The organism is Halopseudomonas sp. T1L2 (genome assembly GCF_055397385.1).
Genome location: NZ_AP040865.1, coordinates 1,033,791 through 1,057,588, shown reverse-complemented (window position 1 = coordinate 1,057,588; position 23,798 = coordinate 1,033,791). Strand labels below are relative to the sequence as shown.

Annotated in this window: 19 protein-coding genes; 11 read left to right on the top strand and 8 right to left on the bottom strand. The window is 58.6% G+C overall.

The annotated features are described in order from the left end of the window. Positions 1-188 precede the first annotated feature (188 nt). Complete coding sequence (locus tag ACZ5WQ_RS04950; RefSeq protein WP_088274254.1) at positions 189-1,397, bottom strand: acyl-CoA dehydrogenase; 1,209 nt, start codon at positions 1,395-1,397, stop codon at positions 189-191. 169 nt (positions 1,398-1,566) lie between these two features. Between ACZ5WQ_RS04950 and ACZ5WQ_RS04945 the strand changes: the two genes are divergently transcribed. Together ACZ5WQ_RS04945 and ACZ5WQ_RS04940 are read left to right on the top strand one after the other, a co-directional pair. Next, positions 1,567-2,517, top strand: a complete 951-nt coding sequence (locus ACZ5WQ_RS04945) for a LysR family transcriptional regulator (protein ID WP_228244915.1) — start codon at positions 1,567-1,569, stop codon at positions 2,515-2,517. A 117-nt stretch (positions 2,518-2,634) separates the two neighbouring features. Further along, on the top strand, positions 2,635-4,071 hold the full coding sequence (locus ACZ5WQ_RS04940; RefSeq protein WP_464383621.1) for an IS1182 family transposase: 1,437 nt from the start codon (positions 2,635-2,637) through the stop codon (positions 4,069-4,071). A 136-nt stretch (positions 4,072-4,207) separates the two neighbouring features. Here ACZ5WQ_RS04940 and ACZ5WQ_RS04935 read toward each other — a convergent pair whose 3' ends face one another. From ACZ5WQ_RS04935 to ACZ5WQ_RS04925, 3 genes are all read right to left on the bottom strand, one after another. Further along, on the bottom strand, positions 4,208-5,671 hold the full coding sequence (locus tag ACZ5WQ_RS04935) for an aminotransferase-like domain-containing protein (RefSeq protein WP_464383274.1): 1,464 nt from the start codon (positions 5,669-5,671) through the stop codon (positions 4,208-4,210). Positions 5,672-5,806: 135 nt separating this feature from the next. Continuing rightward, on the bottom strand, positions 5,807-6,658 hold the full coding sequence (locus ACZ5WQ_RS04930) for a substrate-binding periplasmic protein (protein WP_228244917.1): 852 nt from the start codon (positions 6,656-6,658) through the stop codon (positions 5,807-5,809). A 69-nt stretch (positions 6,659-6,727) separates the two neighbouring features. Next, a complete protein-coding gene (locus ACZ5WQ_RS04925; protein ID WP_088274345.1) occupies positions 6,728-7,327 on the bottom strand; it encodes a MiaE family protein in 600 nt (199 codons plus the stop codon). Between the two features lie 160 nt (positions 7,328-7,487). Between ACZ5WQ_RS04925 and ACZ5WQ_RS04920 the strand changes: the two genes are divergently transcribed. Then, the gene (locus ACZ5WQ_RS04920; RefSeq protein WP_088274258.1) at positions 7,488-8,348 is read left to right on the top strand and encodes a universal stress protein; all 861 of its coding nucleotides are present in this window, start codon (positions 7,488-7,490) and stop codon (positions 8,346-8,348) included. Positions 8,349-8,355: 7 nt separating this feature from the next. Here the strand turns inward: ACZ5WQ_RS04920 and ACZ5WQ_RS04915 are convergent, their stop codons facing one another. Next, positions 8,356-8,808 (bottom strand): DUF1289 domain-containing protein, encoded by a 453-nt coding sequence (locus tag ACZ5WQ_RS04915; RefSeq protein WP_233049644.1) that lies wholly within the window; start codon positions 8,806-8,808, stop codon positions 8,356-8,358. A 364-nt stretch (positions 8,809-9,172) separates the two neighbouring features. Between ACZ5WQ_RS04915 and acnB the strand changes: the two genes are divergently transcribed. After that, positions 9,173-11,767, top strand: a complete 2,595-nt coding sequence (acnB, locus tag ACZ5WQ_RS04910) for a bifunctional aconitate hydratase 2/2-methylisocitrate dehydratase (RefSeq protein WP_464383620.1) — start codon at positions 9,173-9,175, stop codon at positions 11,765-11,767. A gap of 329 nt (positions 11,768-12,096) precedes the next feature. Here acnB and ACZ5WQ_RS04905 read toward each other — a convergent pair whose 3' ends face one another. Beyond that, complete coding sequence (locus ACZ5WQ_RS04905; protein ID WP_088274261.1) at positions 12,097-12,705, bottom strand: TetR/AcrR family transcriptional regulator; 609 nt, start codon at positions 12,703-12,705, stop codon at positions 12,097-12,099. A gap of 83 nt (positions 12,706-12,788) precedes the next feature. Between ACZ5WQ_RS04905 and ACZ5WQ_RS04900 the strand changes: the two genes are divergently transcribed. The 5 genes from ACZ5WQ_RS04900 to rimO all read left to right on the top strand — a co-directional run bounded on the left by ACZ5WQ_RS04900 (position 12,789) and on the right by rimO (position 18,077). After that, positions 12,789-14,261, top strand: a complete 1,473-nt coding sequence (locus tag ACZ5WQ_RS04900; protein WP_464383273.1) for a flavin-containing monooxygenase — start codon at positions 12,789-12,791, stop codon at positions 14,259-14,261. Between the two features lie 17 nt (positions 14,262-14,278). Continuing rightward, on the top strand, positions 14,279-15,094 hold the full coding sequence (locus ACZ5WQ_RS04895) for an SDR family NAD(P)-dependent oxidoreductase (protein ID WP_088274263.1): 816 nt from the start codon (positions 14,279-14,281) through the stop codon (positions 15,092-15,094). A 22-nt stretch (positions 15,095-15,116) separates the two neighbouring features. Then, the gene (locus tag ACZ5WQ_RS04890) at positions 15,117-16,070 is read left to right on the top strand and encodes an alpha/beta fold hydrolase (protein WP_464383272.1); all 954 of its coding nucleotides are present in this window, start codon (positions 15,117-15,119) and stop codon (positions 16,068-16,070) included. 122 nt (positions 16,071-16,192) lie between these two features. After that, the gene (locus tag ACZ5WQ_RS04885) at positions 16,193-16,411 is read left to right on the top strand and encodes a YgdI/YgdR family lipoprotein (protein ID WP_088274265.1); all 219 of its coding nucleotides are present in this window, start codon (positions 16,193-16,195) and stop codon (positions 16,409-16,411) included. A 334-nt stretch (positions 16,412-16,745) separates the two neighbouring features. Then, positions 16,746-18,077 carry a 30S ribosomal protein S12 methylthiotransferase RimO gene (gene rimO, locus ACZ5WQ_RS04880; RefSeq protein ID WP_464383271.1) on the top strand — a complete coding sequence of 444 codons (1,332 nt, stop codon included), beginning with the start codon at positions 16,746-16,748 and terminating at the stop codon, positions 18,075-18,077. A gap of 59 nt (positions 18,078-18,136) precedes the next feature. Here rimO and ACZ5WQ_RS04875 read toward each other — a convergent pair whose 3' ends face one another. Then, positions 18,137-19,225: an ATP-binding protein gene (locus ACZ5WQ_RS04875; RefSeq protein WP_200818413.1), complete on the bottom strand. Its 1,089-nt coding sequence runs from the start codon at positions 19,223-19,225 to the stop codon at positions 18,137-18,139. A gap of 11 nt (positions 19,226-19,236) precedes the next feature. After that, on the bottom strand, positions 19,237-21,528 hold the full coding sequence (locus ACZ5WQ_RS04870; RefSeq protein ID WP_464383270.1) for an ATPase, T2SS/T4P/T4SS family: 2,292 nt from the start codon (positions 21,526-21,528) through the stop codon (positions 19,237-19,239). 153 nt (positions 21,529-21,681) lie between these two features. Between ACZ5WQ_RS04870 and ACZ5WQ_RS04865 the strand changes: the two genes are divergently transcribed. Both ACZ5WQ_RS04865 and ACZ5WQ_RS04860 read left to right on the top strand, forming a co-directional pair. Next, positions 21,682-22,200: a PAS domain-containing protein gene (locus ACZ5WQ_RS04865; RefSeq protein ID WP_464383269.1), complete on the top strand. Its 519-nt coding sequence runs from the start codon at positions 21,682-21,684 to the stop codon at positions 22,198-22,200. Positions 22,201-22,227: 27 nt separating this feature from the next. Next, positions 22,228-23,781, top strand: coding sequence for a putative bifunctional diguanylate cyclase/phosphodiesterase (locus ACZ5WQ_RS04860; protein ID WP_464383268.1), 1,554 nt, complete (start codon positions 22,228-22,230; stop codon positions 23,779-23,781). Positions 23,782-23,798: the final 17 nt, after the last annotated feature.

Here is a 23,798-nt window from a genome sequence, read left to right as displayed (position 1 = left end):
GATCGCAACGCCACCCAGACTCTGTCTCATCCGAGCAAATCGGGTGTGCGTTGTTGCGCCCGCCAAATCAGACCCCGATGCCCGACCGGCTTCCGACTCACGCAGGTCAATTCGCCATAGTGCCCCGTGAGGCATCAGCCGACATTAAAAAACCCGCTGCGAGAGCGGGTTTTTTAACAGCCGGAAGCTTAGCGCGGCATGTACTTGCCGACTTCCAGTTTGCCGATCGCTGCACGGTGAACTTCGTCCGGACCGTCTGCCAGGCGCAGCGTGCGCTGCATGGCATACATGTGAGCCAGCGGGAAGTCGTCTGAAACACCCGCACCGCCATGCATCTGAATGGCGCGATCAATGACGTTCAGCGCAACGTTCGGTGCTACCACCTTGATCTGAGCGATTTCGCTCTTGGCGACCTTGTTGCCTACGGTATCCATCATGTAAGCGGCGTTCAGGGTCAGCAGGCGAGCCTGATTGATCTCGATGCGCGATTGGGCGATCAGGTCGATGTTGCCACCCAGTTGAGCCAGGCGCTTGCCAAAGGCTTCACGCTCGACGGAACGCTTGCACATCAGCTCGAGCGCACGCTCTGCCGCACCAATGGAACGCATGCAGTGGTGGATGCGGCCCGGGCCGAGGCGACCTTGAGCGATCTCGAAACCGCGACCCTCGCCCAGCAGTACGTTGGAGTATGGTACGCGGACGTTTTCCAGCACTACTTCGGCATGACCGTGCGGCGCATCGTCGTAACCAAACACTGGCAATGGGCGGATTACTTTCAGGCCGGGGGAGTCCATCGGCACCAGAATCATGGAGTGCTGCTGGTGACGCGGCGCATCAGGGTTGGTCAGACCCATGAAGATCATGATCTTGCAGCGCGGGTCGCAAGCACCGGAAGTCCACCATTTGCGGCCGTTGATGACCCACTCGTCACCTTCGCGGCGCGCATTGGCTTGCATGTTGGTGGCATCAGAGGAAGCAACGCCCGGCTCGGTCATACCGAAGCAGGAGCGGATCTCACCGGCCAGCAGGGGCTTGAGCCACTTTTCCTTGTGCTCTTCGGAACCGTAGCGAACGATGGTTTCCATGTTGCCGGTATCGGGAGCGCTGCAGTTAAAGGCTTCAGACGCCAGGCCGGAACGGCCCATCAGTTCGGCCAGCGGTGCGTATTCCAGGTTGGTGAGGCCTGCCCCAAGGTCGGACTCCGGCAGGAACAGGTTCCACAGTCCGGCTGCGCGCGCCTTGACTTTCAGCTCCTCAACGATGGCAGTGGGCTGCCAGCGGTCGCCTTCCGCTACCTGCTGGTGAAAGATGGGTTCAGCCGGGAACACATGCTCCTGCATGAAGCTGTCTACGCGCTCGCGCAGCTCTTTAACCTTGGGGGAGTATCCGAAATCCATAGTGGTTGCCTTTGGTTGGTTTGGTATCGACGATCAAAATGCTAGATGACGCTAATGGATTTATCTAACCTATTTTTGCCGTGTATTAACATTCATAAGCGATATATACTTGGCCCTTGTGCTGAACTGCCTTGTCTCGACGTGAGTCATTTAACTAAAGGAAGTTGCGATGAACCTCAGTAAGGTCGACCTGAATCTGTTCATTGTCTTTGACGCGATCTACACCGAAGCCAATCTGACAAGGGCTGGCCAGATCGTCGGCATCACTCAACCTGCGGTCAGTAACGCGCTGGCTCGATTGCGCGAGACCTTCAACGATCCGCTGTTCGTGCGCACGGCCCAGGGCATGGTGCCGACGCCAATGGCGCAAAATATCATCACGCCTGTTCGCAACGCCCTTCAGCTGCTGCGGGTGTCGGTGCAGGAAAGTCGCAGTTTCGTTCCCGAGCAGGCAACCAAAACCTATCGCATCAGCATGACGGACCTCACCGAGGCGGTCATTCTGCCGCATCTGGCCTCTCGCATTCGCCGGTCTGCGCCCAACATCAACATTGACAGTTTCCTGATCAAGCGCCGCGAAACCACCAAGGAGCTGGCCGCCGGGCGACTGGATTTTGCCATTGATGCGCCGCTGAATACTGATACTCAGGTTCGTCACGTCAAGTTGTTCGAAGATCGCCATGTCTGCGTGATGCGCAAGGGGCATCCGCTGGCCAAGAAAGACAAGATCACTCTGGACGATTATCTTGCCCAGTCACACATACATATCTCCAGCCGTCGCAACGGCCTGGGTCATGTGGATCTTGCCCTGGGCAAAATGGGTATTCAGCGCCGCGTTGTCATGCGTTCGCAGCATTATCAGATGGCGCCACTGGTGCTTGAGTCAACGGACCTGATCATGACGGTACATGAGCGGTTCGCGCAGCGACATAACCTTCACTGGACGACGCTGCCAATCGATGATGTGCCTGCCATCGAAACCCACCTGTTCTGGCACGAGAGCACTGATCAGGATCCCGCCAACCGCTGGATGCGCGAGCAGATCATCGAACTGTCGCAGAAGCTGACCCGGGAACACCAAAAGCTGCGTGAAAGTGCCAGCGCTGCCACTGCCCAATAGCGTCAGACAGAACCAAAAAAGCCTGCGCATGCAGGCTTTTCAGACTGCTGACAAAGCCCCTAGCCGAAAGGCGGGGGCTTTTGTTTAATGGGTTGTCGTTTACTGCAGGCCAACCCGATGCTCAAACCCCCTTCACCCAAACAGCACGCGCTGGAGATGGTCACCCTCGAAGAGCTGGTGCCCGCCGATCATCTGCTGCGCAAGATCGCCCGCCATATCGATTTCGAGTTTATTCGGCCTGCCACGCAGCACCTGTATTGCGCTGACAACGGTCGTCCGGCGATTGACCCGGTTATGCTGTTCAAGATGCTGTTTATTGGATACTTGTTTGGCGTGCGCAGTGAACGACAGTTGATGCGCGAGATTCAGGTTAACGTTGCCTATCGCTGGTTTCTGGATCTGAGTCTGACTGACAAGGTGCCCGATGCTTCGACCCTGAGCCAGAACCGCCGCCGTCGCTTTGCCGATACAGATATCGAGCAAGTCATCTTTGATGGGATTGTCGAGCAAGCGATGCAGAAGGGCCTGATTGGTGGCGAGGTATTGCACACCGACAGCACGCACCTCAAAGCCAGTGCCAACAAGCAGCGTTTCAGCGTGCATCAGGTTGAGCAGCGTCCTGTTGATTATCTGGCCGAGCTCAATGCGGCCATCGACGCTGATCGCCAAGCGCACGGCAAGCAACCGCTAAAGCCCAAAGCCAGCGAGCCTGAGTTCAAGGAAACCAAGGTCAGCACCACTGATCCTGAGAGCGGATTCATGACGCGGGACAACAAGCCGCAAGGTTTTTTCTATCTCGACCACCGCACGGTAGACGGCAAACACGCCATTATCACGGACACCTTTGTTACCCCCGGCAATGTGCATGACAGCCGACCTTACCTTGAACGACTGGACCGCCAATGCGAGCGCTTTTCTCTGACACCGCTGGCCGTTGCTCTGGATGCTGGCTACTTCACGGCAGCGATCTGCAAAGGGCTAGAGGAGCGAGACCTCTTCGGCGTGATTGGCTACCGCCGCCCCAATCACAAGCAAGGTTACTTCTATAAACGCCAGTTCACCTACGATGCAGAGCGTGACGGTTACCTGTGCCCAAACAATCAGTTCCTGCCGTACAGCACGACTAATCGGGCCGGTTATCGCGAGTACAAGTCCGACCCGCAGCAATGCCGAGAGTGTCCATTACGAGACCAATGCACTCGCAGTCGAAGCCACGTCAAGGTTGTCGTGCGGCATGTCTGGGAGGACGCCAAGGAGCGGATTAACCAGAACCGTCTTACCCCTGAAGGCAAGCGCATCTATGCCAGGCGCAAGGAAACCGTTGAGCGCAGCTTTGCGGACGCCAAGGAGCTGCACGGGCACCGTTATGCCCGATTCCGTGGAGTGCGCAAGGTAATGAAACAGTGCCTGCTGGCAGCCGCCTGCCAAAACATGAAGAAGATTGCCCGCCTGCTGGCGATGCTTTTACGCCTACAATCCGGGATAAGACGCGGCACTTGGCTGCGAAGCCAAAAGTGCAGCTACTCGGAGGGAATTGGGGCCTTCGCAGGCTGAATCAGTCAACACAGGGAAAATCATTGCAAGCGTCCCAGAAAAACGAAACCCCGCGAAAATGCGGGGTTCGTCAGCAGTCTGAAAAGCCTGCGCATGCAGGCTTTTTTACTTTAAATACATGCATTAACTGTTTGATTTAAATTGCTATTTTTATTGGACTCTCTGCTCGGGACTGTTCTGTTTCAAGAATCAACTGACGTGCCAGTACGCCAAGCGTCATGACCGCCTGCTCTGTCGCCCGATTCCATGGGATGCCGCAGTTCAGGCGCAGGCAGTGGTTGAACTGGTCGGAGTTGCTAAAGACCACTCCCGGGGCGATGCTGATGTTGTGGGCCATTGCACGGTTAAACAGCGTCAGCGTGTCTACGCCGCCCGGCAGGCTGACCCAGAGAATGAAGCCACCCTTTGGCCTGGTGATCTGAGTACCCTCGGGGAAATATTGCTGGACCGCAAGCTGGAACTGGCTAAGGTTTTTGCAATATTCCTGACGAATATGCCTCAGGTGCCGGTCGTAACCGCCGTTCTCAAGATAGGCCGCAACCGCCATCTGGCTGACACTGCAAGCCGACAGCGTAGTAAAAGTCTGCAGCTGCTCAATGGCCTCCTGATAGCGCCGCGTAACCAGCCAGCCGGTGCGCACTCCGGGTGAAATGGTCTTGGAGAAACTGGAGCAGTAAATCACGGTGTCCGAGCAGTCATAAGCCTTGAGTGCCTTGGACTGGCCATGATCAAACATCAGCTCGCCATAGATGTCATCTTCAATAATAGTGAGCTGACGCTGCGCCATCATTGCCACCAGCTTGCGCTGGCGCGCCTCCGGCATGGTAGCCCCCATCGGATTGCCCGCTCTTGCGGTCATCACCAGAGCCTTGATCGGCCACTTGTCCAGAGCACGTTGCAGCGCTTCCAGACTTAGTCCGCTGTCGGGGTCGGTAGGGATCTCGACGACCTTAAGGTCCAGTAGCTGGCACAGTTGCACCAGACCGTAATAACTGGGGGACTCGGTTGCAATCAGATCGCCTGGCCGAGTGACTGCACGCAAAGACAGTTGCAGCGCCTCCACACAACCATTGGTAATGACGACGTTGGCCGGATCTACCATCGCTCCGGCATCGCGCATGCGTATGGCCACCTGGCGCCGCAGCGGCTCAAATCCGGGACTGAAGGTGTAGCTGAAGGCCTTCTGGCTGTGGAAGCGCGTCACCTTGCTCATTTGCTGGTGCAGCGCCCGCAGTGGGAGGTATTCACTCGACGGTACTGCCGCTCCAAGCGGAATGGCGCCTTCACGACGCGCCTGCGACAGAATCTCGGTAATGATGCTACTGCGCGTCACCGCATAGGGCGCTTCAACCCTGGCAATCTGAGGGGTTGGTGCGGTCAGTGCCGGAGTCTGATGAACGTAGTATCCGGATTGTGGGCGAGCATGGATCAGCCCCTGATCCTCAAGGGTTGCATAGGCCTGCAGCACCGTGGCGTGGCTGACACCCTTCTGGGTGCTCAGCTTGCGTACCGAGGGGACTCGTTCGCCGGGACGGTATACGCCCTTCTGGATGTCTTCTGCCAGCTGCCGCGCAATTTTTTGATAGAGCAGACTGGTCATGCTGGCTTCCTCCGACAGAGTGGTGACTGAGCGCGAAGACTAACTCGCAGCACTGCCGCTGCAAAAGCTACAGATACAATACAGTTGACCAGTACAGATCAGCCGTCAAGCATCTGTGTGCGGGCGGCCCGGAGGTTATTCCGCGACAGGTATGTCCGCAGCTTCGGTCGCCGGCCGAAACGGGGCTGCCCAGAGCTGGCGATACTTGTCGAGCAGCCTGCCCGCCTCGTTTCGCTGAGCCAGCTCCTGCATGCCCAGGGCCAGTGCAGAGCGCAGAGCTGGTGAATTGCACACCGAGTTGTGGGAGACCGCGAGGTAAAGCGGCGCGTTGATAAAGGAGCCTTCAAGGGTATCGAGCTGCGCATCAACGCCCATCTGCTGGGCCAGAGCCAGCCCCTGATAACGCTCAAGCACTACATAGTCGAGCTTGCCGTCCAGCAGCTTGCGCAACGCCGCCTCACCGGTACTCAACCGCTCCAGCGCGAGATTATCTGCTGCATAGGTGTCGAAGGACAGGCCGAAACGGCTGCCCTGCTGCGCAGCCCCGCGGCGGCCCTGAAGGTCTTGCCAGCCGCTGTAGGGGAACGCCGCGCCGCGCCGGACGAAGATGACGCTTGGCACATCGATGATCGCCGGGTAGACGAAATCCAGGGTCTGCAATCGCTCGCGCGACAGGTACAGGCCAGCCATCACGTCAACCTGCCCTGCCTCGACCGCCTCCAGCGCCTTGGCTCGGGACCCCAGGTCCAGTACTTCGATGCGGATCCCCGAGTCTTTGAGCGCCAGTTGCAACATTTCAATGGCGACACCGGTCAGCGCCTTTTCACCTTCGGGCGCCCAAACCAGTGGGGGGTAGTCGGGATTGCCAGTAGCGACGATGCGCTCGCAGCTGTTCTCGACTGCTGCCAGCGTATCACCGCCAATCAGCAATCCGGCGCCAAGCGCACATAGACGGGTAAATTGCTGCAGGCTCGACAACCTCGACATGCTCATTCCCTTGCTCCGAAATGGATGTGGTACCACGACAGACTCTTCGTCGCAATCTGAGTTCGGTGATCAGGCTGCAACACCACTGTGGAACCGAAAGTCGGCATCATCAGCGAAAATGGCGTCACGCTCAACCGCGGCAAAGCGGGCAATATGTTCGTCAATAGGTTCGCCGGCGTAGTTTTTCGCCAGGCGCAGGTAGTCCTGATAGTGGCGGGCCTCCGACTTGAGCAGCGAACGATAGAAATCACCCAGCTCCTCATCCAGATGCGGTGCCAGCTTGGCAAAGCGTTCACAGGACCGCGCCTCGATAAACGCACCGACAATCAGGGTATCGACCAGCCTGCCTGGCTCGGTAGTGCGCACGTGCTGGCGCAGACGCTGGGCATATTGGCTGGCAGACAGCCCTCGATAGCTGATGCCGCGCTTGTTCATGATGCTGGTAACCTGCTCGAAATGGCGCAACTCCTCACGCGCAAGTCGGGACATTTTTTGCAGCAGATCCGGTTTGTCGACGTAGCGAAACATCAGCATCAACGCAGTTGAGGCGGCCTTCTTCTCACAGTTGGCGTGGTCGATCAGCAGCTCTTCGGGATGGTTAAGTGCCTGTTCGATCCAGGCATCCGGGGTTCGGCAAGGCAGAAACGCGAGCAATTCTTCGGGCAGCATGGTGTCCGTCACAGGTCAGTTCTTAACGCCCGGCAGTATACCTGCTGAGAGACTCTATCAGCAGCCCGAATAGACTTGGATCAACACAAGCCAGGTGAAAAGCGGCTACATTTAAGTCAACGTTCAAACGCGTTAAAAAAATCAAGACAGGGAGAACCGCATGCAAGCCGTCAAACGCATTCTAGTAGTTATCGACCCATCCCAGCAGGAGCAGGTTGCGCTGACCCGTGCCAGCCTCATCGCTGGTTTTATTGAATGCGAACTGCATCTTTTGGTCTGTGAGGACCGCCAGGACTACAGCGATCTGCTGGCACGCCTGCGAGTGGAACAGGATGCCAAGGGCATTCGCTGCAGTGTTACCCAGGACTGGCACAACAACCTCACCGACACCATTTGTCGCGCGGTTACCCGTGAGGGCTGCGATCTGGTGGTCAAGCAGCACCGCCCCGACAATCCGCTGCGCAAGGCGCTGCTGACCCCGGATGACTGGAAGCTTCTGCGCTACTGCCCTGCCCCCGTTCTGATGGTCAAGAATGGTGACAGCTGGATGAAGGGCAACGTGCTGGCGGCGGTCGATGTCGGTAATCACGACGACCAGCACCACGTGCTGCACGACACCATCGTCAGTCACGCAGCGGACATTGCCGAGATGGTCGGCGGCCAACTGCATCTGGTCAGCGCTCACCCTGCCCCGATGTTGTCGTCTGCAGATCCGGATTACCAGTTGAAGGAGCGTATCGCCGCCGACTACCTGGAAAAGGCCGGCCAATACACAACGCAGTACGGCATCGATTCGGCGCACCTGCATATTGCAGAAGGTCCGGCCGACTTCCTCATCCCCCAGGTTGCTGGCCAGCTGGGTGCCAGCGTTACGGTGATTGGCACCATCGCCCGCAAGGGGCTGGCTGGTGCGCTCATCGGCAACACTGCCGAAGTGGTGCTGGATCAGCTCGACAGCGATATTCTGGTGCTCAAGCCGGAAGACACTCTGGCGCACCTGGAAGCGTTGCTGGAAAAGTAGCCCTGCATCATGCGACCGGCGGCATACGCCGGTCGTAATAGGCCTGCGACAAGACGAGAAACGTTTGATCTATCTCATCTCGGAGCTGCCGGGTTGAGAGCCCTTCCCACCGGTCCCGCAGTCTCAGTCCAGCCGTTTGAAGCGGCAGATCTCCCGCCCGTGCCAGCCAACGCTGCACCTTGACGCCGAGCGGCATCGCCGCATCCACTGCCACTCTGGAGCACTCCAGCGCCTGATCCAGCTCAAGCGTAGAGACCAGCTCGAGCCGCGCCCAGACAACCTGATCAAGGAGCTGCTCAAGACGCTGCCAGACGGCCTTGCGCGCCGCCACATCGTATCGATTCCAGGCCACAATCTCATGGCTGAATCGCTTGCAGCCCCGGCACACCTGATCGCCGTATACCGTCGAACACAGACCGATACAGGGTGTTTTCTCGTAGTAAAGAGGTTGATCCGCCATAGACTCGAGTTGCCAACGCTTAAAATGCGCATGATAAAGGACCGGCCCTACCCGGAACAGCTGATTGACTCAGTGGGGATACAGCTGCGCTGCAACTTAACTTTACGTTCGGCATCCTGTAGAATCGGCCCGCCGTTAGGGCTGTGTTTCAGGCGTCAGCCCGCAACCCGTTACGTATCTGCCACCAGTTACCCCAGGTTGCCCCCCACCAGAACGGGTAGACGTCTGTCGCAGTCTTATTGTCGCCACACTTTAGGGAAGCACTGAATAACTCCCTTGTCCAAGATGCTTATTCAGTGCTTCCCGGAGTCCGAGAGGATGACCGTTCCGACACGATCGGAACAGACTGATGAGGGTAATAACTGTGCTTGAAGCCTATCGCAAACACGTTGAAGAGCGCGCTGCTCAGGGCGTCGTTCCTCAGCCGCTGAACGCCGAACAAACTGCAGGTCTGGTTGATCTGCTGAAAAACCCGCCGGCAGGTGAAGAAGAGTTTCTGCTTGACCTGCTCACCAATCGCGTCCCGCCGGGCGTAGACGAAGCCGCCTACGTCAAGGCCGGTTTCCTCTCCGCTATCGCCAAGGGCGAAGCCACCTCGCCGCTGCTGACCAAAGAGCGCGCAGTTGAGCTGCTGGGCACCATGCAGGGCGGTTACAACATCGCCACTCTGGTGGAGCTGCTGGACGACGCAGCACTGGCCGCCACTGCTGCCGAACAACTCAAGCACACCCTGCTGATGTTTGACGCCTTCCACGACGTTGCCGAAAAAGCCAAGGCTGGCAACGTTCACGCCAAGGCGGTACTGCAGTCCTGGGCTGACGGCGAATGGTTTGTCAACAAGCCTGCTGTGGCCGAAAAGATTTCCCTCACCGTATTCAAGGTGCCGGGCGAAACCAACACCGACGACCTGTCCCCGGCTCCGGATGCCTGGTCCCGCCCCGACATCCCGCTGCACGCTCTGGCCATGCTGAAAATGGCCCGTGACGGTATCGAGCCGACCGAGCCGGGCGTTGTTGGCCCGCTGAAGCAGATCGAAGAAGCCAAAGCCAAAGGCTTCCCGGTTGCCTACGTCGGCGACGTTGTGGGTACCGGTTCTTCTCGCAAGTCCGCCACCAACTCCGTGCTGTGGTTCTTCGGTGACGACATCCCCTACGTGCCGAACAAGCGCGGCGGTGGTTTCTGCTTCGGCACCAAGATCGCTCCGATCTTCTACAACACCATGGAAGACGCCGGCGCGCTGCCGATCGAATTCGATTGCACCAACCTGAACATGGGCGACGTCATCGACGTTTACCCGTACGAAGGCAAGGTTTGCAAGCACGGTACTGACGACGTCATCACCACCTTCGAGCTGAAGACTCAGGTACTGCTGGATGAAGTCCGCGCTGGCGGCCGTATCCCGCTGATCATCGGTCGCGGCCTGACCGAAAAGGCCCGTGCTGAACTGGGCCTGGGTGCTTCCGACCTGTTCCGCAAGCCCGATCAGCCGGCTGACACTGGCAAGGGTTACACCCTGGCACAGAAGATGGTCGGTAAGGCCTGTGGCGTTGAAGGCATTCGCCCCGGCACCTACTGCGAGCCGAAGATGACCACCGTCGGTTCCCAGGACACCACTGGCCCGATGACCCGTGACGAGCTGAAGGACCTGGCGTGCCTGGGCTTCTCTGCCGATCTGGTCATGCAGTCGTTCTGTCACACCGCGGCGTATCCGAAGCCGATCGACGTAACCACTCACCACACCCTGCCCGACTTCATCCACAACCGTGGTGGTGTTGCGCTGCGTCCGGGTGACGGCATCATCCACAGCTGGCTGAACCGCATGCTGCTGCCTGATACCGTTGGTACCGGTGGTGACTCTCACACCCGTTTCCCGATGGGCATCTCCTTCCCGGCCGGCTCCGGTCTGGTCGCCTTCGCAGCAGCCACCGGCGTAATGCCGCTGGACATGCCGGAATCCATTCTGGTTCGCTTCAAGGGCAAGATGCAGCCTGGTATCACCCTGCGTGACCTGGTTCATGCCATCCCCTACTACGCCATTCAGCAAGGCCTGCTGACTGTCGAGAAGAAAGGCAAGAAGAACATCTTCTCCGGCCGTATTCTCGAGATCGAAGGCTTGGATCACCTGACTGCCGAGCAAGCGTTCGAGTTGTCTGATGCGTCTGCCGAGCGCTCTGCTGCCGGCTGTACCATCAAGCTGAGCGAAGAGTCGGTTGCCGAGTACCTGAAGTCCAACATCGTCCTGCTGCGCTGGATGATTGCCAACGGCTATCAGGATCCGCGTACCCTGGAGCGTCGCGCCAAGGCAATGGAAGAGTGGCTGGCCAACCCGAGCCTGATGGCTGCCGATGCTGACGCCGAGTATGCCGCCGTGATCGAAATCGATCTGGCCGACATCAAGGAGCCGGTACTGTGTGCACCGAACGACCCGGACGATGCCCGTCTGCTGTCTGAGGTTGCCGGCCAGAAAATCGATGAAGTCTTCATCGGTTCCTGCATGACCAACATCGGCCACTTCCGCGCTGCCGGCAAGCTGCTCGAGAAGAACAAGGGCGCTATCCCGACCCGTCTGTGGCTGGCTCCGCCGACCAAGATGGACCAGTACCAGCTGACCGAAGAAGGCTATTACGGCATCTACGGCAAGGCCGGTGCGCGCATGGAAATGCCGGGCTGCTCGCTGTGCATGGGTAACCAGGCACGTGTTGCTGCCAAGTCGACCGTTGTTTCCACCTCCACACGGAACTTCCCGAACCGTCTGGGTGATGGTGCAGATGTGTTCCTGGCGTCCGCCGAGCTGGCCTCGGTTGCATCGATCCTGGGCAAACTGCCGACTGTTGAAGAGTACATGGAATACGCCGCGCAGATCGACAGCATGGCTGCCGACGTATACCGCTACATGAACTTCAACGAAATCGAGTCCTACCAGAAAGCCGCTGCGTCCATCCCGGTCGCTCAGCTCTGATAGCTGCCTCGTAAAAAACCCCGCCTCGTGCGGGGTTTTTTTTATTTTGCAGAATCTCAGGGCATACGGAAGAATATCTGTCCGAACTCCGATACTGCCCTGGCGGAGAAATCGTTGGCTTACCGGCCTACGACAACTCTGCGTCAGCCTGTGGGACGGAGTAAGAGCAGCGTCTCCGCGGTGTCCCAGCCAGTACCGATACTTTCGGCAGATGGCTGCATGAGAAGATAGAGTCAGATGCTTCGCTTGCCCTGGCCGGAATGCTGTCGGCGCATTGCGGAGCTTTTCAAGTTGACACCTTCGCCTCGGGTGCGCAAAACCGGCGAACCCTACTCCAGCAGCGATGCTCCCAGCTTGAGTGCTGTCTCGGTGACCGCTTCCACCGAATGCCGGTAGCCGCTTTCCATCCAGTACAGAGCAATATGAATCACCCCGCCAAGAATACCGGCCTGCAGCATCTCGTCGAAGTGCTGACCGGGCTGTGCCAGTGCGCGGGTCATATCCTGGCTACTGGCTCTGAGGGAGCGGTCTATGGCTTCGTCGACTGACGGGCTAATGCCCCGAATGTCGACCAGTAACAGGCGTGCCTCCTGGGGATGATCCCTCAGATAGGTGAAGTACGCCTGCAGCATTGCACGGCTGCGGGCCGAACGGTCATCTCCGGCAGCTTCGGCTGCAGCCATATTCAGCTCGCGGACCTTGCGTGCGGTCTGTTCATAGCAGGCAATCAGCAACTCGTCACTGTGCCCGAAGGACTCGTAAAAATAGCGCTGGGTCAACCCTGCGGCGTCACAAACCTGCTTGACGCCGGAGTGCCGGTATCCGTGTTCGCCGTAAATACGTGTTGCGGCGTCGATCAATTGCTGCCGGCGCTGCGCCCTGCGCTCTTCGGTTGAGGAGCCACGATAGCGGCGTTTGACTGAGGTAGCTGTATTCATTCGGTGAATTCTGACAACGGAGATTGCCAAAGAGTATATGACAATCTAGATTGTCACCACTACCCACGTGACGGGATACCACAATGACACAAGAACAATATGCATTTGAACCTGTACCACTGGATGTTCTTATCATCGGCGCGGGCCTGTCGGGCATCGGCGCCGCACATGCACTGAGCAGTCAATGCCCCGACAAGCGCTATCTGATACTGGAGCGCCGCGCGGCGATCGGCGGAACCTGGGATCTGTTCCGCTACCCTGGCATCCGCTCCGATTCGGACATGTATACCCTCAGCTACAGTTACAAGCCCTGGGCCAACCGCAAGTCCATCGCCGACGGCGCGGACATCAAGCGCTATATCGAGGAAATTGCCGAAGACTCGGGCGCCATTCATAACATTCGCTTCCAGCGTCGCGTGGTATCCGCCAACTGGTCCAGCGAACATGGGCGGTGGGATGTGGTCGCGTTGCTTACCGACGCAGAGGGTAATGAGCAAGAGGAGCATTACCAGGCACGTTTCCTGTTCTCTTGCTCCGGCTATTACAGCTACGACGAAGGCTACCGCCCTGCATTTCCAAACGAAGGGGCATTCAAGGGGCAGATCATTCATCCGCAGTTCTGGCCTGAAGACCTTGATTACACTGGCAAGCGTGTGGTGGTTATCGGTAGTGGTGCCACCGCGGTCACGCTGGTTCCGGCCATGACCAGAACTGCGGCACACGTTACCATGCTGCAGCGCACTCCCAGTTATGTGGTTGCCCGGCCGCAGCGCGACGGTGTTGCTCAGACGCTGCAGAAATGGCTGCCACTGCAGGCGGCCCATTCGCTGACCCGCTGGAAAAACGTGTTCCTCACCCAGTTCTTCTACCGGATTGCGCGCAATCGCCCTGAGCAGTTCAAGGAGCGCGTATTGCATATGGTGAAGACGCAGATTGGCGACGTCGACATGAAGCACTTCACCCCGGATTACAAGCCGTGGGATCAACGTGTCTGCGCGGTACCCGATGGCGACCTGTTCCGCGACGTGCGCGCCGGTCGCGCCAGCGTCGTGACCGATACCATCGACAGCTTCACCGAGAATGGCATCCGCCTGAGTTCTGGTGAAGAGCTGGAGGCCGACATCATCGTGACTGCGACCGGGCTCAAGGTGAACGCCCTTGGCGATGTGACTGTGTGTGTTGACGGGCAGCCGATGCGCTTCAATGAACGCATGTCCTACAAGGGCATGATGCTCAGTGACGTACCCAATATGATAGTGACCTTTGGCTACACCAATGCTTCCTGGACGCTGAAAGCCGAGCTGACTGCCAACTACGCCTGCCGCCTGCTGCGCTATATGGACAAGCACCACTACCGTACCGCCGTTGTCCGCCGCGACCCGTCGGTGCAGGAGCAACCCTTCCTGGACTTCACTTCCGGTTACGTTCAGCGCGCTGCCAATGTGCTGCCCAAACAGGGGGATCGTGCGCCCTGGCAGGTGCATCAGAGCTACCTGAAAGACAAGCTGACCATTCAGTACGGCCGTATCGACGACGGCGTGATGCAGTTTCAATAACAAGGAAAACAGACAACATGCAGATCAAGGATTGTGTAGCAGTACTGACAGGCGCCGGCAGCGGCATCGGCCGGGCTCTGGCAGTGGCGCTGGCCCGTAGTGGTTGCCATCTGGCACTCGTGGACCTCAACCCCGATTCGCTGGCGGAAACCGCGACACAGGCTCGGGCGCTTGGTGCCAGGGTCAGCGAGCATCCGACAGATGTATCGGACCGGTCAGCCGTTGCCGCATTACCGTCAGCGGTCGTTGCAGAGCATGGCAGTGTTGATCTGCTGATCAATAACGCCGGCGTCGCCCTGGGCGGCACCTTCGATCAGGTCAGCGAGGAGAACTTCGACTGGCTGATGTCGATCAATTTTGACGCGGTAGTAACCCTGTGCCGGGCATTTCTGCCGCTGCTCCGACAGCGGCCTGAGGCACGTATCGTGAATATCTCCAGCCTGTTCGGGCTCATTACCCCCGCCGGCCAGACCGCGTACTGTGCGAGCAAGTTTGCGGTACGCGGATTCTCCAACGCCTTGAGACTGGAGCTGACCAACACCAATGTTGGCGTCACCGTGGTGCACCCGGGAGGCGTCGCCACTGCTATCGCGACCAGTGCCCGCTCTCCTGACAGTGAAAGTGACGCAGAGAAGCAGAGGAAACTGGCGCGTGCCAACCGACTGCTGCGCATGCCACCGCCCAAGGCGGCACAAATTATTCTCAGGGGCATCGAGCGCAACAAGCCACGGGTTATTGTTGGTAACGACGCCCGCATCCTGTCATGGCTGGAGCGTCTTATGCCGGTCAACTACTGGCGCCTGCTGCCAGGGCTGGCCGACAGCGACGCGTGACGGATCATACGAGGAGATCAACGTGAATTATCTGTTCAGTATTGTGCTGATCGTGCTGTTGCTGGGGATTGCCGGGCTGTACCTCTACACCCTGTTCATTGCCAAGCGCGTAGAGCTGGGGATGCCGCCAGAAGGCAGTTTCATTACCGTGATGGGAAATCGGATCCATTACATCGAGCAAGGCAGTGGTCCCGACTCCATTTTGCTGATCCACGGGCTCAGCGGCGTGGCGCAAAACTTCGGTTATGGGGTCATCAGCGAGCTGGCCAAAACGCACCGGGTGATCGCCATTGACCGTCCGGGTAGTGGCTATTCGATCCGCCCTGCCCGCTCGTCCGCCTCGCTTGCGGTGCAGGCCGATGTGGTAGCCGGGGTTATCGATGCGCTGCATCTGGGCAAGCCCTTGCTGGTCGGTCACTCGCTGGGAGGTGCTGTTTCGCTGGCAACGGCGCTGCGTCATCCCGACAAGGTAAGTGGTCTGGCGCTGGTCGCACCGCTGACCCACATGCCAAGCAAGGTTTCGGCTGCCTTTGCGGCGTTTTCGATACGCCAGCCCTGGCTGCGCGCGCTGGTCGGCTGGACGCTTGCCGTGCCCTTGTCCATCCGCAAACGCGAGCAGGTCATGGATATTGTGTTCGGTCCCGAAGCCGTTCCTGCGGACTTCCCGATCCGCGGTGGCGGCCTGCTCGGCCTGCGTCCCAGCCACTTCATCGCAGCCTCGAGCGATATGAACGCGCTGGAAAGTGTGATGCCGCTGATGCAGATGCGCTATGACGATCTGAGTCTTCCCATCGGGGTGCTGTATGGCCGCCACGACCGCATTCTTGACCCGCAGGAACAGGGGCAGGCTCTGGCCGACCGGTTGTCGATCGTGGAGCTGGAGCTAATCGACGGTGGGCACATGCTGCCAATCACCCAGCCGGACACGACGATCGATTTCATTCGTCGCCAACTTCAGCGTCAGCAGGCCGTCTGACGTTTTCCAGCAAGCGGCGCCGTTCTGGCGCCGTGATCCAGGTCACAGCCTCCAGGTTCATTCTGAACCCCTCGCACCTCCCCCGGTCACAGCCAATGTGTTTACTGAAGGAGGAACCACCGATGAAACACTGGAAAGTGCTTACCCTTGGCCTGCTGGGCCTGTTCATTCTTGCCGGTTGCGGTAATGACTATCTGGTTCGCACTACTGATGGCCAGATCATGGAAGCTGAAGACAAGCCGGAGATTGACGACGAAACCGGCATGATCGAATTTGAAGATGCGACCGATCGCGATCGGCAGATGCAGCAGCAGGATGTCGAGGAGATCATCGAGCGCTGAGTCACGATGGTGATCGCGCTAAATAGCTCCACCAGGCCCTCCAGCAAAATCGCCCCAGGCTGGAGGGTCGACGCGGCGGGCTCATGCTATGCCCCTTACCAAGGACTCCCGGCACCCTGCCAAGCTGCTCCAGCACCGGCCCTTTGATCCACGGGAGCAGGCCACAGCACATTGCCCGGCCAACTCTGTCGCGGTAGTGAAGCTGCCGCCAAGCAGCCCGTCGGCTATAGCAGGTTGAGATCAACGCAAGGCTGGCAGCCTAACTTTCGGGCGGATAAACTACGCGGTTTCCAACGACAGGCAGTTACTGCCAACGTTTTCCGTGAGGTCCCTGATGTCCACCCCGTCCAACGCCCCCAAAGTTGGCTTTGTTTCACTCGGCTGCCCGAAGGCATTGGTCGATTCCGAGCGCATTCTGACCCAGCTGCGCACCGAAGGTTATCAGGTGGTCCCCACCTACGAAGACGCTGATGTGGTGGTGGTCAACACCTGCGGTTTTATCGATACCGCCAAGGCCGAATCGCTGGACGCTATTGGCGAGGCCATCGCCGAGAACGGTCGCGTTATCGTCACCGGTTGCATGGGCGTCGAAGAAAGCGCGATCCGTGACGTGCACCCGAGTGTGCTCGCCGTCACCGGTCCTCAGCAGTATGAGCAGGTAGTCAATGCGGTGCATGAAGTCGTGCCACCGAAACAGGATCACAATCCGCTGATCGACCTGGTACCGCCACAGGGCGTCAAGCTGACTCCCCGCCATTATGCCTACCTGAAGATTTCCGAGGGCTGCAACCACAGCTGCAGCTTCTGCATCATCCCATCCATGCGCGGCAAGCTGGTCAGCCGTCCGGTGGGTGAAGTGCTGAGCGAAGCCGAGCGTCTGGCCAACGCCGGTGTCAAGGAGGTGCTGGTCATCTCCCAGGACACCAGCGCCTATGGTGTCGACATCAAGTACCGCACCGGCTTCTGGAACGGTCGCCCGGTCAAGTCGCGCATGACCGAAATGTGCGAAGCGCTCAGTGAACTGGGTATCTGGGTGCGTCTGCACTACGTCTACCCGTACCCGCACGTGGATGAGCTGATCCCGCTGATGGCCGAGGGCAAAATCCTGCCGTATCTGGACATCCCGTTCCAGCACGCCAGCCCGACCGTGCTCAAGGCCATGAAGCGCCCGGCATTTGAAGACAAGACCCTCGCGCGGATCAAGAAATGGCGCGAGATCTGCCCCGAGCTGACTATCCGCTCAACCTTTATCGTTGGCTTCCCGGGCGAAACCGAGGAAGACTTCCAGTACCTGCTGGACTGGCTGACCGAAGCGCAGCTCGATCGCGTTGGCTGCTTCAAGTACTCCCCGGTCGAAGGCGCGCCGGCAAATGATCTGGGGCTGGAAGCGATTCCGGAGGATGTGCAGCAGGATCGCTGGGAGCGTTTCATGGCGCACCAGCAGGCGATCTCCTCTGCACGCTTGCAGCAGAAGATCGGCAAGACCATACAGGTCATCATCGATGAAGTTGACGACGAAGGCCCTATCGGCCGCTCGATGGCCGATGCGCCGGAGATCGACGGTAACGTGTACCTGGACACCGACGAAGACCTCAAGCCGGGCGATATCGTCAGCGTTGTAGTCACCGACGCCGACGAGTATGACCTCTGGGCGCAGCTGGCCTGAAGGATCACTTACGCCGCAGGCCTGCTTTGCACCTGCCTGCGGCGTAGTGGCCCAAGATATTACGCTAGCAGCTGGCGGTGCCGGTACAGTTGCTGCCAATGTTCGCCGGGTTTGCTGCTGACCTCGGTATCGAAGTAATGGCCGACCCGGCGCCGATCCTGCGGGTTGTCTTTCAGCGCCGCACCGATCATGAAGTGCAACAGGTCTTCCGGCGCCATCTTGCCGTCCCGGTAGTACCAGGCGTAGACCATCAGCGCATGCGCTACCGCTACCGCTTCTGCCGTTGACATGACCGCCGCCGCAAGCCGGTCGGTACTGCGCCCGCTCAGCGTCTGACCACTGCGCAGTTCATGAAAGATGGTAACCAGCATCTCCACAATGGAATGGTCAGGTGCCATATCTACACCCGACTGGCGCGCCAGCATGGTTGCCTCGCGCAGCACGATATCCATTTCTGCGTCGATATCGTCAATCGGCTCAATGGTTTCAAAGTTCAGCCGGCGCTTGAGCGCCGCACTCATATCAAACAGGCCACGGTCCAGCGAGTTTGAAGTTGCAATGACGTTAAACCCTTCCCGGGCATAGAGCACGCCATCCTCGCCCTGTAGTTCAGGAATCTGCAGCTGACGCTCGGACAGAATCGACAGCAGTGCATCCTGAACCAGCTGCGGGCAGCGGGCCAGCTCCTCGAAGCGAACCAGCTTGCCCTGCTCCATACCGATAAACAGCGGGCCGGGAATCAGCGCCTCGCGACACGGCCCGAGCTTATCCAGCAAGCTGGTATTCCAGTCGTAGATCAGTTGTCGATAGTGGGAAATGGTGCCGCCCTGAATGGTCAGCCGTGATTGGCCAGAGACACCGCAGGCGATCAGCTCCGACAGCCAGGACTTGGCGGTACCCGGCTCACCGATCAGCATGGCGCCCCGGTTGGTGGCCAGTGACACGATTACCCGACTGACCATCTCGCGCGGCGCAACAAACTTGCGCTCGATACCCAGTGCCTCGTTGCCGAGCACAAAGTGCTCGATGGCGGTTGGCGACAGCAGCCAGCCTGGTGGGACCGGCCCGTGATCCTCCTGCTGCAGCATGACCAATTGATCGTGAAAGCGGTCTTCGGCGGCCGGCCGCTGGATAGCCTTGTCTTTCATGTCCATTCTCCTCAGGCCTTCCATTGACCGCGTTTTTCCGGTGCCATGCGTTCCTGTGGCAGGATACGCGGCAACTCGCTGAGCGGAATATTGCCCTGGATAACGTGATCCAGGGCGCTGTCACGCATCGTGTACAGGCCCGAATCGAGGGCCAGCGCACGCAATTCGCCGACCGGCGTATGGCGAGATACCGCATTGCGCAACTCACCGTTGAACTGCAAATACTCGATAACCCCGACCCGGCCACGGGTGCCGGTGCCATTGCACTGTGGACATCCCTTGCCGCGATAGCAGCGAAAACTCCGGGGGATTGCCTTCGGAAACAGCTCCTTGAGAATCTCCGGGTCAGGGTCATCCTCGATCTTGCAGTGCTCGCAAACCCGTTTGGCCAGTCGTTGGGCAATAACCGCCAGCAGCTCACTGGCCAGCGAGTTCGGATGGACGTTGAGATCGAACAGGCGCTGCACCGCATCTACCGCGTCGTTACAGTGAAGGGTCGACAGCACCACGTGGCCAGTCTGGGATGCACGAATAGCTTCAAGCGCGGTTTCATGGTCGCGAATCTCGCCGACCAGAATGACGTCCGGGTCCTGGCGCACGAACGAGCGCATGGCGTCAGCGAAATTGAAGCCGATGTCAGGGCGTACCCGGGTTTGCTGAATGCGGTCGATGGAGTACTCGATCGGATCCTCAACCGTGATTACCTTGCGCGTCGTATCCTCAGCCAGCAACTGCAGGCCGGCATTGAGGGTCGTGGTCTTGCCCGAACCGGTCGGGCCGACTACCAGCACCAGGCCGGCAGGGTTACGCAGCAGGCGGCGATACGCGTTGGCGATATGCTCCTGCATCCCCAGTTTCTCGATGCTGATCAGCGAGGAGTTCTGTGGCAGCAGACGGATTACAACGTGCTCGCCATGCAGCGACGGCTGAACCTGAACGCGCAGATCGAAGCGCGCGTCACCTACCCGCGCCTGGGAACGCCCGCCCTGCGGCAGTCGCCGCTCGGCGATGTTCAGCTCGGAGCGCAGTTTGATCACGTTGATCAGCCCGGCATACTCGGTCGGCGTGATGTAGTAGTGATTAAGGTCGCGCAACTCGCCGTCGACACGCAGCCGCACACGAATATCAGCGCCATATCGCTCCAGATGGATATCACTGGCCCGGTCTGCAACGGCGTCCAGCAGTAATGCCTCATACAGATTGACCAGTTTGGCTTCGCTGTTCTCACCTTGGGAGACGAGCAGGTCGCTGTCGCCGCCCTTTACTGTCGTTTCGTCGATACGGTCGAGGGTCTTGCCACCGCGCTCAAGCGCTCCCCAGATGCGCCGGTAATCAACCGGCGTGACCAGAACCCGGTCAATCTTCAGCCCCGGGAACAGTTGCTGGACTTCATCCATCGACGCATTAGGGTCACGGCAAGCCACTATTACCGTCTTGCCATCGGACTTGATTGGAATGATGTGCTCGTGACTCAGGTAGGCGCGTGAGATGTTGGCATGCAGTTGCGGATCAATCCGGGCCATGACCTCACTGGCACTGAGCAGTGGCAGGCCATAGCGTTCCGACAGCGCTCTATACAGTTTTTGCGCGTCCAGATTCTGCAGGCGGCTGATCTCGTCAACCAACAGGGTACGATTGCGGGCGGCCTGGGCTCGCGCCTCGCGCAGCATGTCTGGCGACACAAAGCCCAGTTCGACGTAAATGTCATCGCCGTTGGTAACAAACTCGACATAGCCATGTTCGCTGCGCGCTATGCGCTTGTTGCCGCGATTGATGTATTTCACCAGCATCTGGCGTGAGGCGTCACCGATCTCGACGCAGATGAATTCGCCGCGTAATGCCAGTTGGTCCCAGAGCGGTTCTCGAGTGGTAATCTTGGGTGTGGAAACTACGATCAGGTCGAATGGGGCCAGATCCGCAGCCCCCAGGCTGGCATCGGCGCAACGGATTGTTACGTTCGTCAGCCCCTGGGCAGCAAGCGTCTGGCGAGAAAAGTCCGCCAGTTTCTGCAGCCGCTCAACTGCTATGACCTCTTTGGCCAGCATGGCCAGCACCGCAGTGAGATAGCCAGAACCCGAGCCCAGATGCAGTACCCTGGCATCCGGGCCGAGATGACATATCTCAAGAATCTGCGCGACCGTTTTTTCCGGCGGAATTCCCCTGCCGGATACCCGATGCTCCCCATCACCGAGGACAAACGCCCCGCGGTCAACACTGGCCAATGCATGTGCGTTACGCTCAATCCGATCCTTGCTCTGCAAATCAGCCCCCTTGTGACCGGTCCCTACGTTTGCTCGTGACATTTTATCTGACTGTCACTGGTACATTCTAATATGCACCTATGACCGACAAACTGATCATGGTCAACTGCTTTATGCCAATGCATGCGGCGCCAGGCCAGCAGGGTATTTCCTCCAGCCGGATATTGATATGGCGTGGGGCCTGAACCATTTTGATTGGAAACGGAATCTGGCCTTGGTGAAGATACCACCATAAAGCTGCACTCCCTGTTCGATGCAGTGGGTGCCTATGTTTACGCCAAGGACCGCAGCGGCCGATACCTGTATGTCAACAAGGCGGTATGCGATCTTTACCAGCGCCCCCTGGAAGACATTTTGGGTCATGACGATAGCACCTTCATGGATATATCTCTGTCGGCGGGCCTGGTTCGCAATGATCGCCATGTAATCGAATACGGGGCTGAAGTTCACGAGGAGGAGCAAATGCTTCTCCTGCATGAAAGCAGGCCGCGGTCGTTCTGGACCATCAAGGTTCCGATCCGCGACGCCAGCAACAACATTATCGGGCTCAGTGGCATTTCATCGGAACTCGACAATATCTACGCCAACACCTCCGACGCCATCCGTCACAACCGACTGCTAAACACCATTCTGTCCAACGTCGACGCCTATATTTATGTCAAGGGAGCGGATGGCACCTACTTGTATGCCAATCAGCAGGTTTCCTCGCTCTAGGGGCAGAATAACGACGATGTAATCGATTTGAACGATATCGATATTCACGGACCTGAAGTCGCCGAACGGCTGATGAAGCTCGATCGCCGGGTGCTCGACTCGCAACAACGCCAGGCCAGAGAGGAAGTGTTGCTTGACCCCAGTGGCGCTGCCAGGCACTTCTGGTCGGTCAAGATGCCAATCAGTCTGCCGGGACACCCCAATGCATTGATAGGCTTTTCATCGGACATCACGGAATTGCTGACGTTGCGCCAGGATATCGCCCTGGCCAAAACCATCGATCCGCTGACCGGACTGTTCAATCGCGATGCACTTGAAGACATTTTGAACCGCAAGATCAGTGCTGCCGACCAGCGCGCAAATACCCTGGCCGTGATCATGCTCAATCTGGACCAGTTCAAATACCTGAACAACACCCTTGGCCACGCTGCCGGCGACGACATTCTGCGGCAGACAGCACAGCGTCTGGAGACGGCCAATTGGCTGAATGGACACCCGGCCCGTCTGGTGGGCAACACCTTTGTCGTGGTCCTGCCGAACCTGGCCGCCGGAGCCGGCGACGCAGCCTCAATGGCCGAGCGTATTCGGCTACTGATCGGCATGCCCTATGTGCTCAATAACCAACCCTTTCACCTGACGGCGAGTCTGGGCGTCAGCCTGTATCCCGAAGACGCTGATCACGCTCAGGCGCTGCTGGCAAACGCCGAATCGGCCATGTATCACGCCAAGGAGCTGGGCCGGGATCGCTGGTGCTTGTATTCATCCTCGCTGGGAGCTGCGGTCAGTGAGCGACTGGATCTGGAGCGGGACCTGCGTGCGGCGCTCGCGGCCAATCAGTTTGAACTTTACTACCAGCCCAAAATATCGGCCCGCAATGGTCAGACCGTCGGTGTAGAGGCACTGATTCGCTGGGATCGTCCTGGCTACGGCATGATGGCACCTGACCGGTTTATTCCGCTGGCCGAACAACTTGGTTTGATTGTTCAGATCGGAGACTGGGTTATTGATCGAGCATGCGAGCAGGTTGCCAATTGGGCGCGCGAGGGGCTGGCAATCTCGATTGCGGTAAATCTGCCTCCTGCACAACTGGTCGAGAGGACCCTGGTCGATCGTGTGGCTGGATTCCCGGAGCGGTACCGTATCGGTGCGGACATGATCCACATGGAAGTGACCGAATCGATGATGCTCAACGATCCGGAAGAGGCCATCGTTCACCTGCAGCGGCTGCGCAATCTGGGCATCACTCTCTCGATTGATGACTTTGGAACAGGTTATTCATCGATGGCCTACCTCAAGCGTTTACCGGTAAACCGGATCAAACTCGATCGCAGCTTCATCCAGCAGATTGCTACTGACCCTCGTGAGGCTGATCTGTGTGCGGGCATTATTGCTCTGGCGCACAAGCTCGGATTGTCGGTCGTGGCCGAAGGCGTAGAAACCATAGAGCAAAAACAGATTCTGGCAGCCATGGACTGTGACCTGTTTCAGGGCTACCTGTTCAGCAAGCCGCTGCCCGGTAACGAGGCGACCCGATATCTTAGGGCTCAGGCCCAAATCACAGAAGCCGCCCAGCTTGTTTAGACAGGCAGGTCTGCGGG

Coding starts and splice junctions, on each gene's coding strand:
- ACZ5WQ_RS04935 (WP_464383274.1), bottom strand. CDS start 5,671: ATGACCAGTCTGCTCTATCAAAAAATTGCGCGGCAGCTGGCAGAAGAC.
- ACZ5WQ_RS04885 (WP_088274265.1), top strand. CDS start 16,193: ATGAAACACTGGAAAGTGCTTACCCTTGGCCTGCTGGGCCTGTTCATT.
- ACZ5WQ_RS04920 (WP_088274258.1), top strand. CDS start 7,488: ATGCAAGCCGTCAAACGCATTCTAGTAGTTATCGACCCATCCCAGCAG.
- ACZ5WQ_RS04915 (WP_233049644.1), bottom strand. CDS start 8,808: ATGGCGGATCAACCTCTTTACTACGAGAAAACACCCTGTATCGGTCTG.
- rimO (WP_464383271.1), top strand. CDS start 16,746: ATGTCCACCCCGTCCAACGCCCCCAAAGTTGGCTTTGTTTCACTCGGC.
- ACZ5WQ_RS04900 (WP_464383273.1), top strand. CDS start 12,789: ATGACACAAGAACAATATGCATTTGAACCTGTACCACTGGATGTTCTT.
- ACZ5WQ_RS04925 (WP_088274345.1), bottom strand. CDS start 7,327: ATGCTGCCCGAAGAATTGCTCGCGTTTCTGCCTTGCCGAACCCCGGAT.
- ACZ5WQ_RS04940 (WP_464383621.1), top strand. CDS start 2,635: ATGCTCAAACCCCCTTCACCCAAACAGCACGCGCTGGAGATGGTCACC.
- ACZ5WQ_RS04870 (WP_464383270.1), bottom strand. CDS start 21,528: ATGTCACGAGCAAACGTAGGGACCGGTCACAAGGGGGCTGATTTGCAG.
- ACZ5WQ_RS04950 (WP_088274254.1), bottom strand. CDS start 1,397: ATGGATTTCGGATACTCCCCCAAGGTTAAAGAGCTGCGCGAGCGCGTA.
- ACZ5WQ_RS04905 (WP_088274261.1), bottom strand. CDS start 12,705: ATGAATACAGCTACCTCAGTCAAACGCCGCTATCGTGGCTCCTCAACC.
- ACZ5WQ_RS04930 (WP_228244917.1), bottom strand. CDS start 6,658: ATGTCGAGGTTGTCGAGCCTGCAGCAATTTACCCGTCTATGTGCGCTT.
- ACZ5WQ_RS04875 (WP_200818413.1), bottom strand. CDS start 19,225: ATGAAAGACAAGGCTATCCAGCGGCCGGCCGCCGAAGACCGCTTTCAC.
- ACZ5WQ_RS04945 (WP_228244915.1), top strand. CDS start 1,567: ATGAACCTCAGTAAGGTCGACCTGAATCTGTTCATTGTCTTTGACGCG.
- ACZ5WQ_RS04895 (WP_088274263.1), top strand. CDS start 14,279: ATGCAGATCAAGGATTGTGTAGCAGTACTGACAGGCGCCGGCAGCGGC.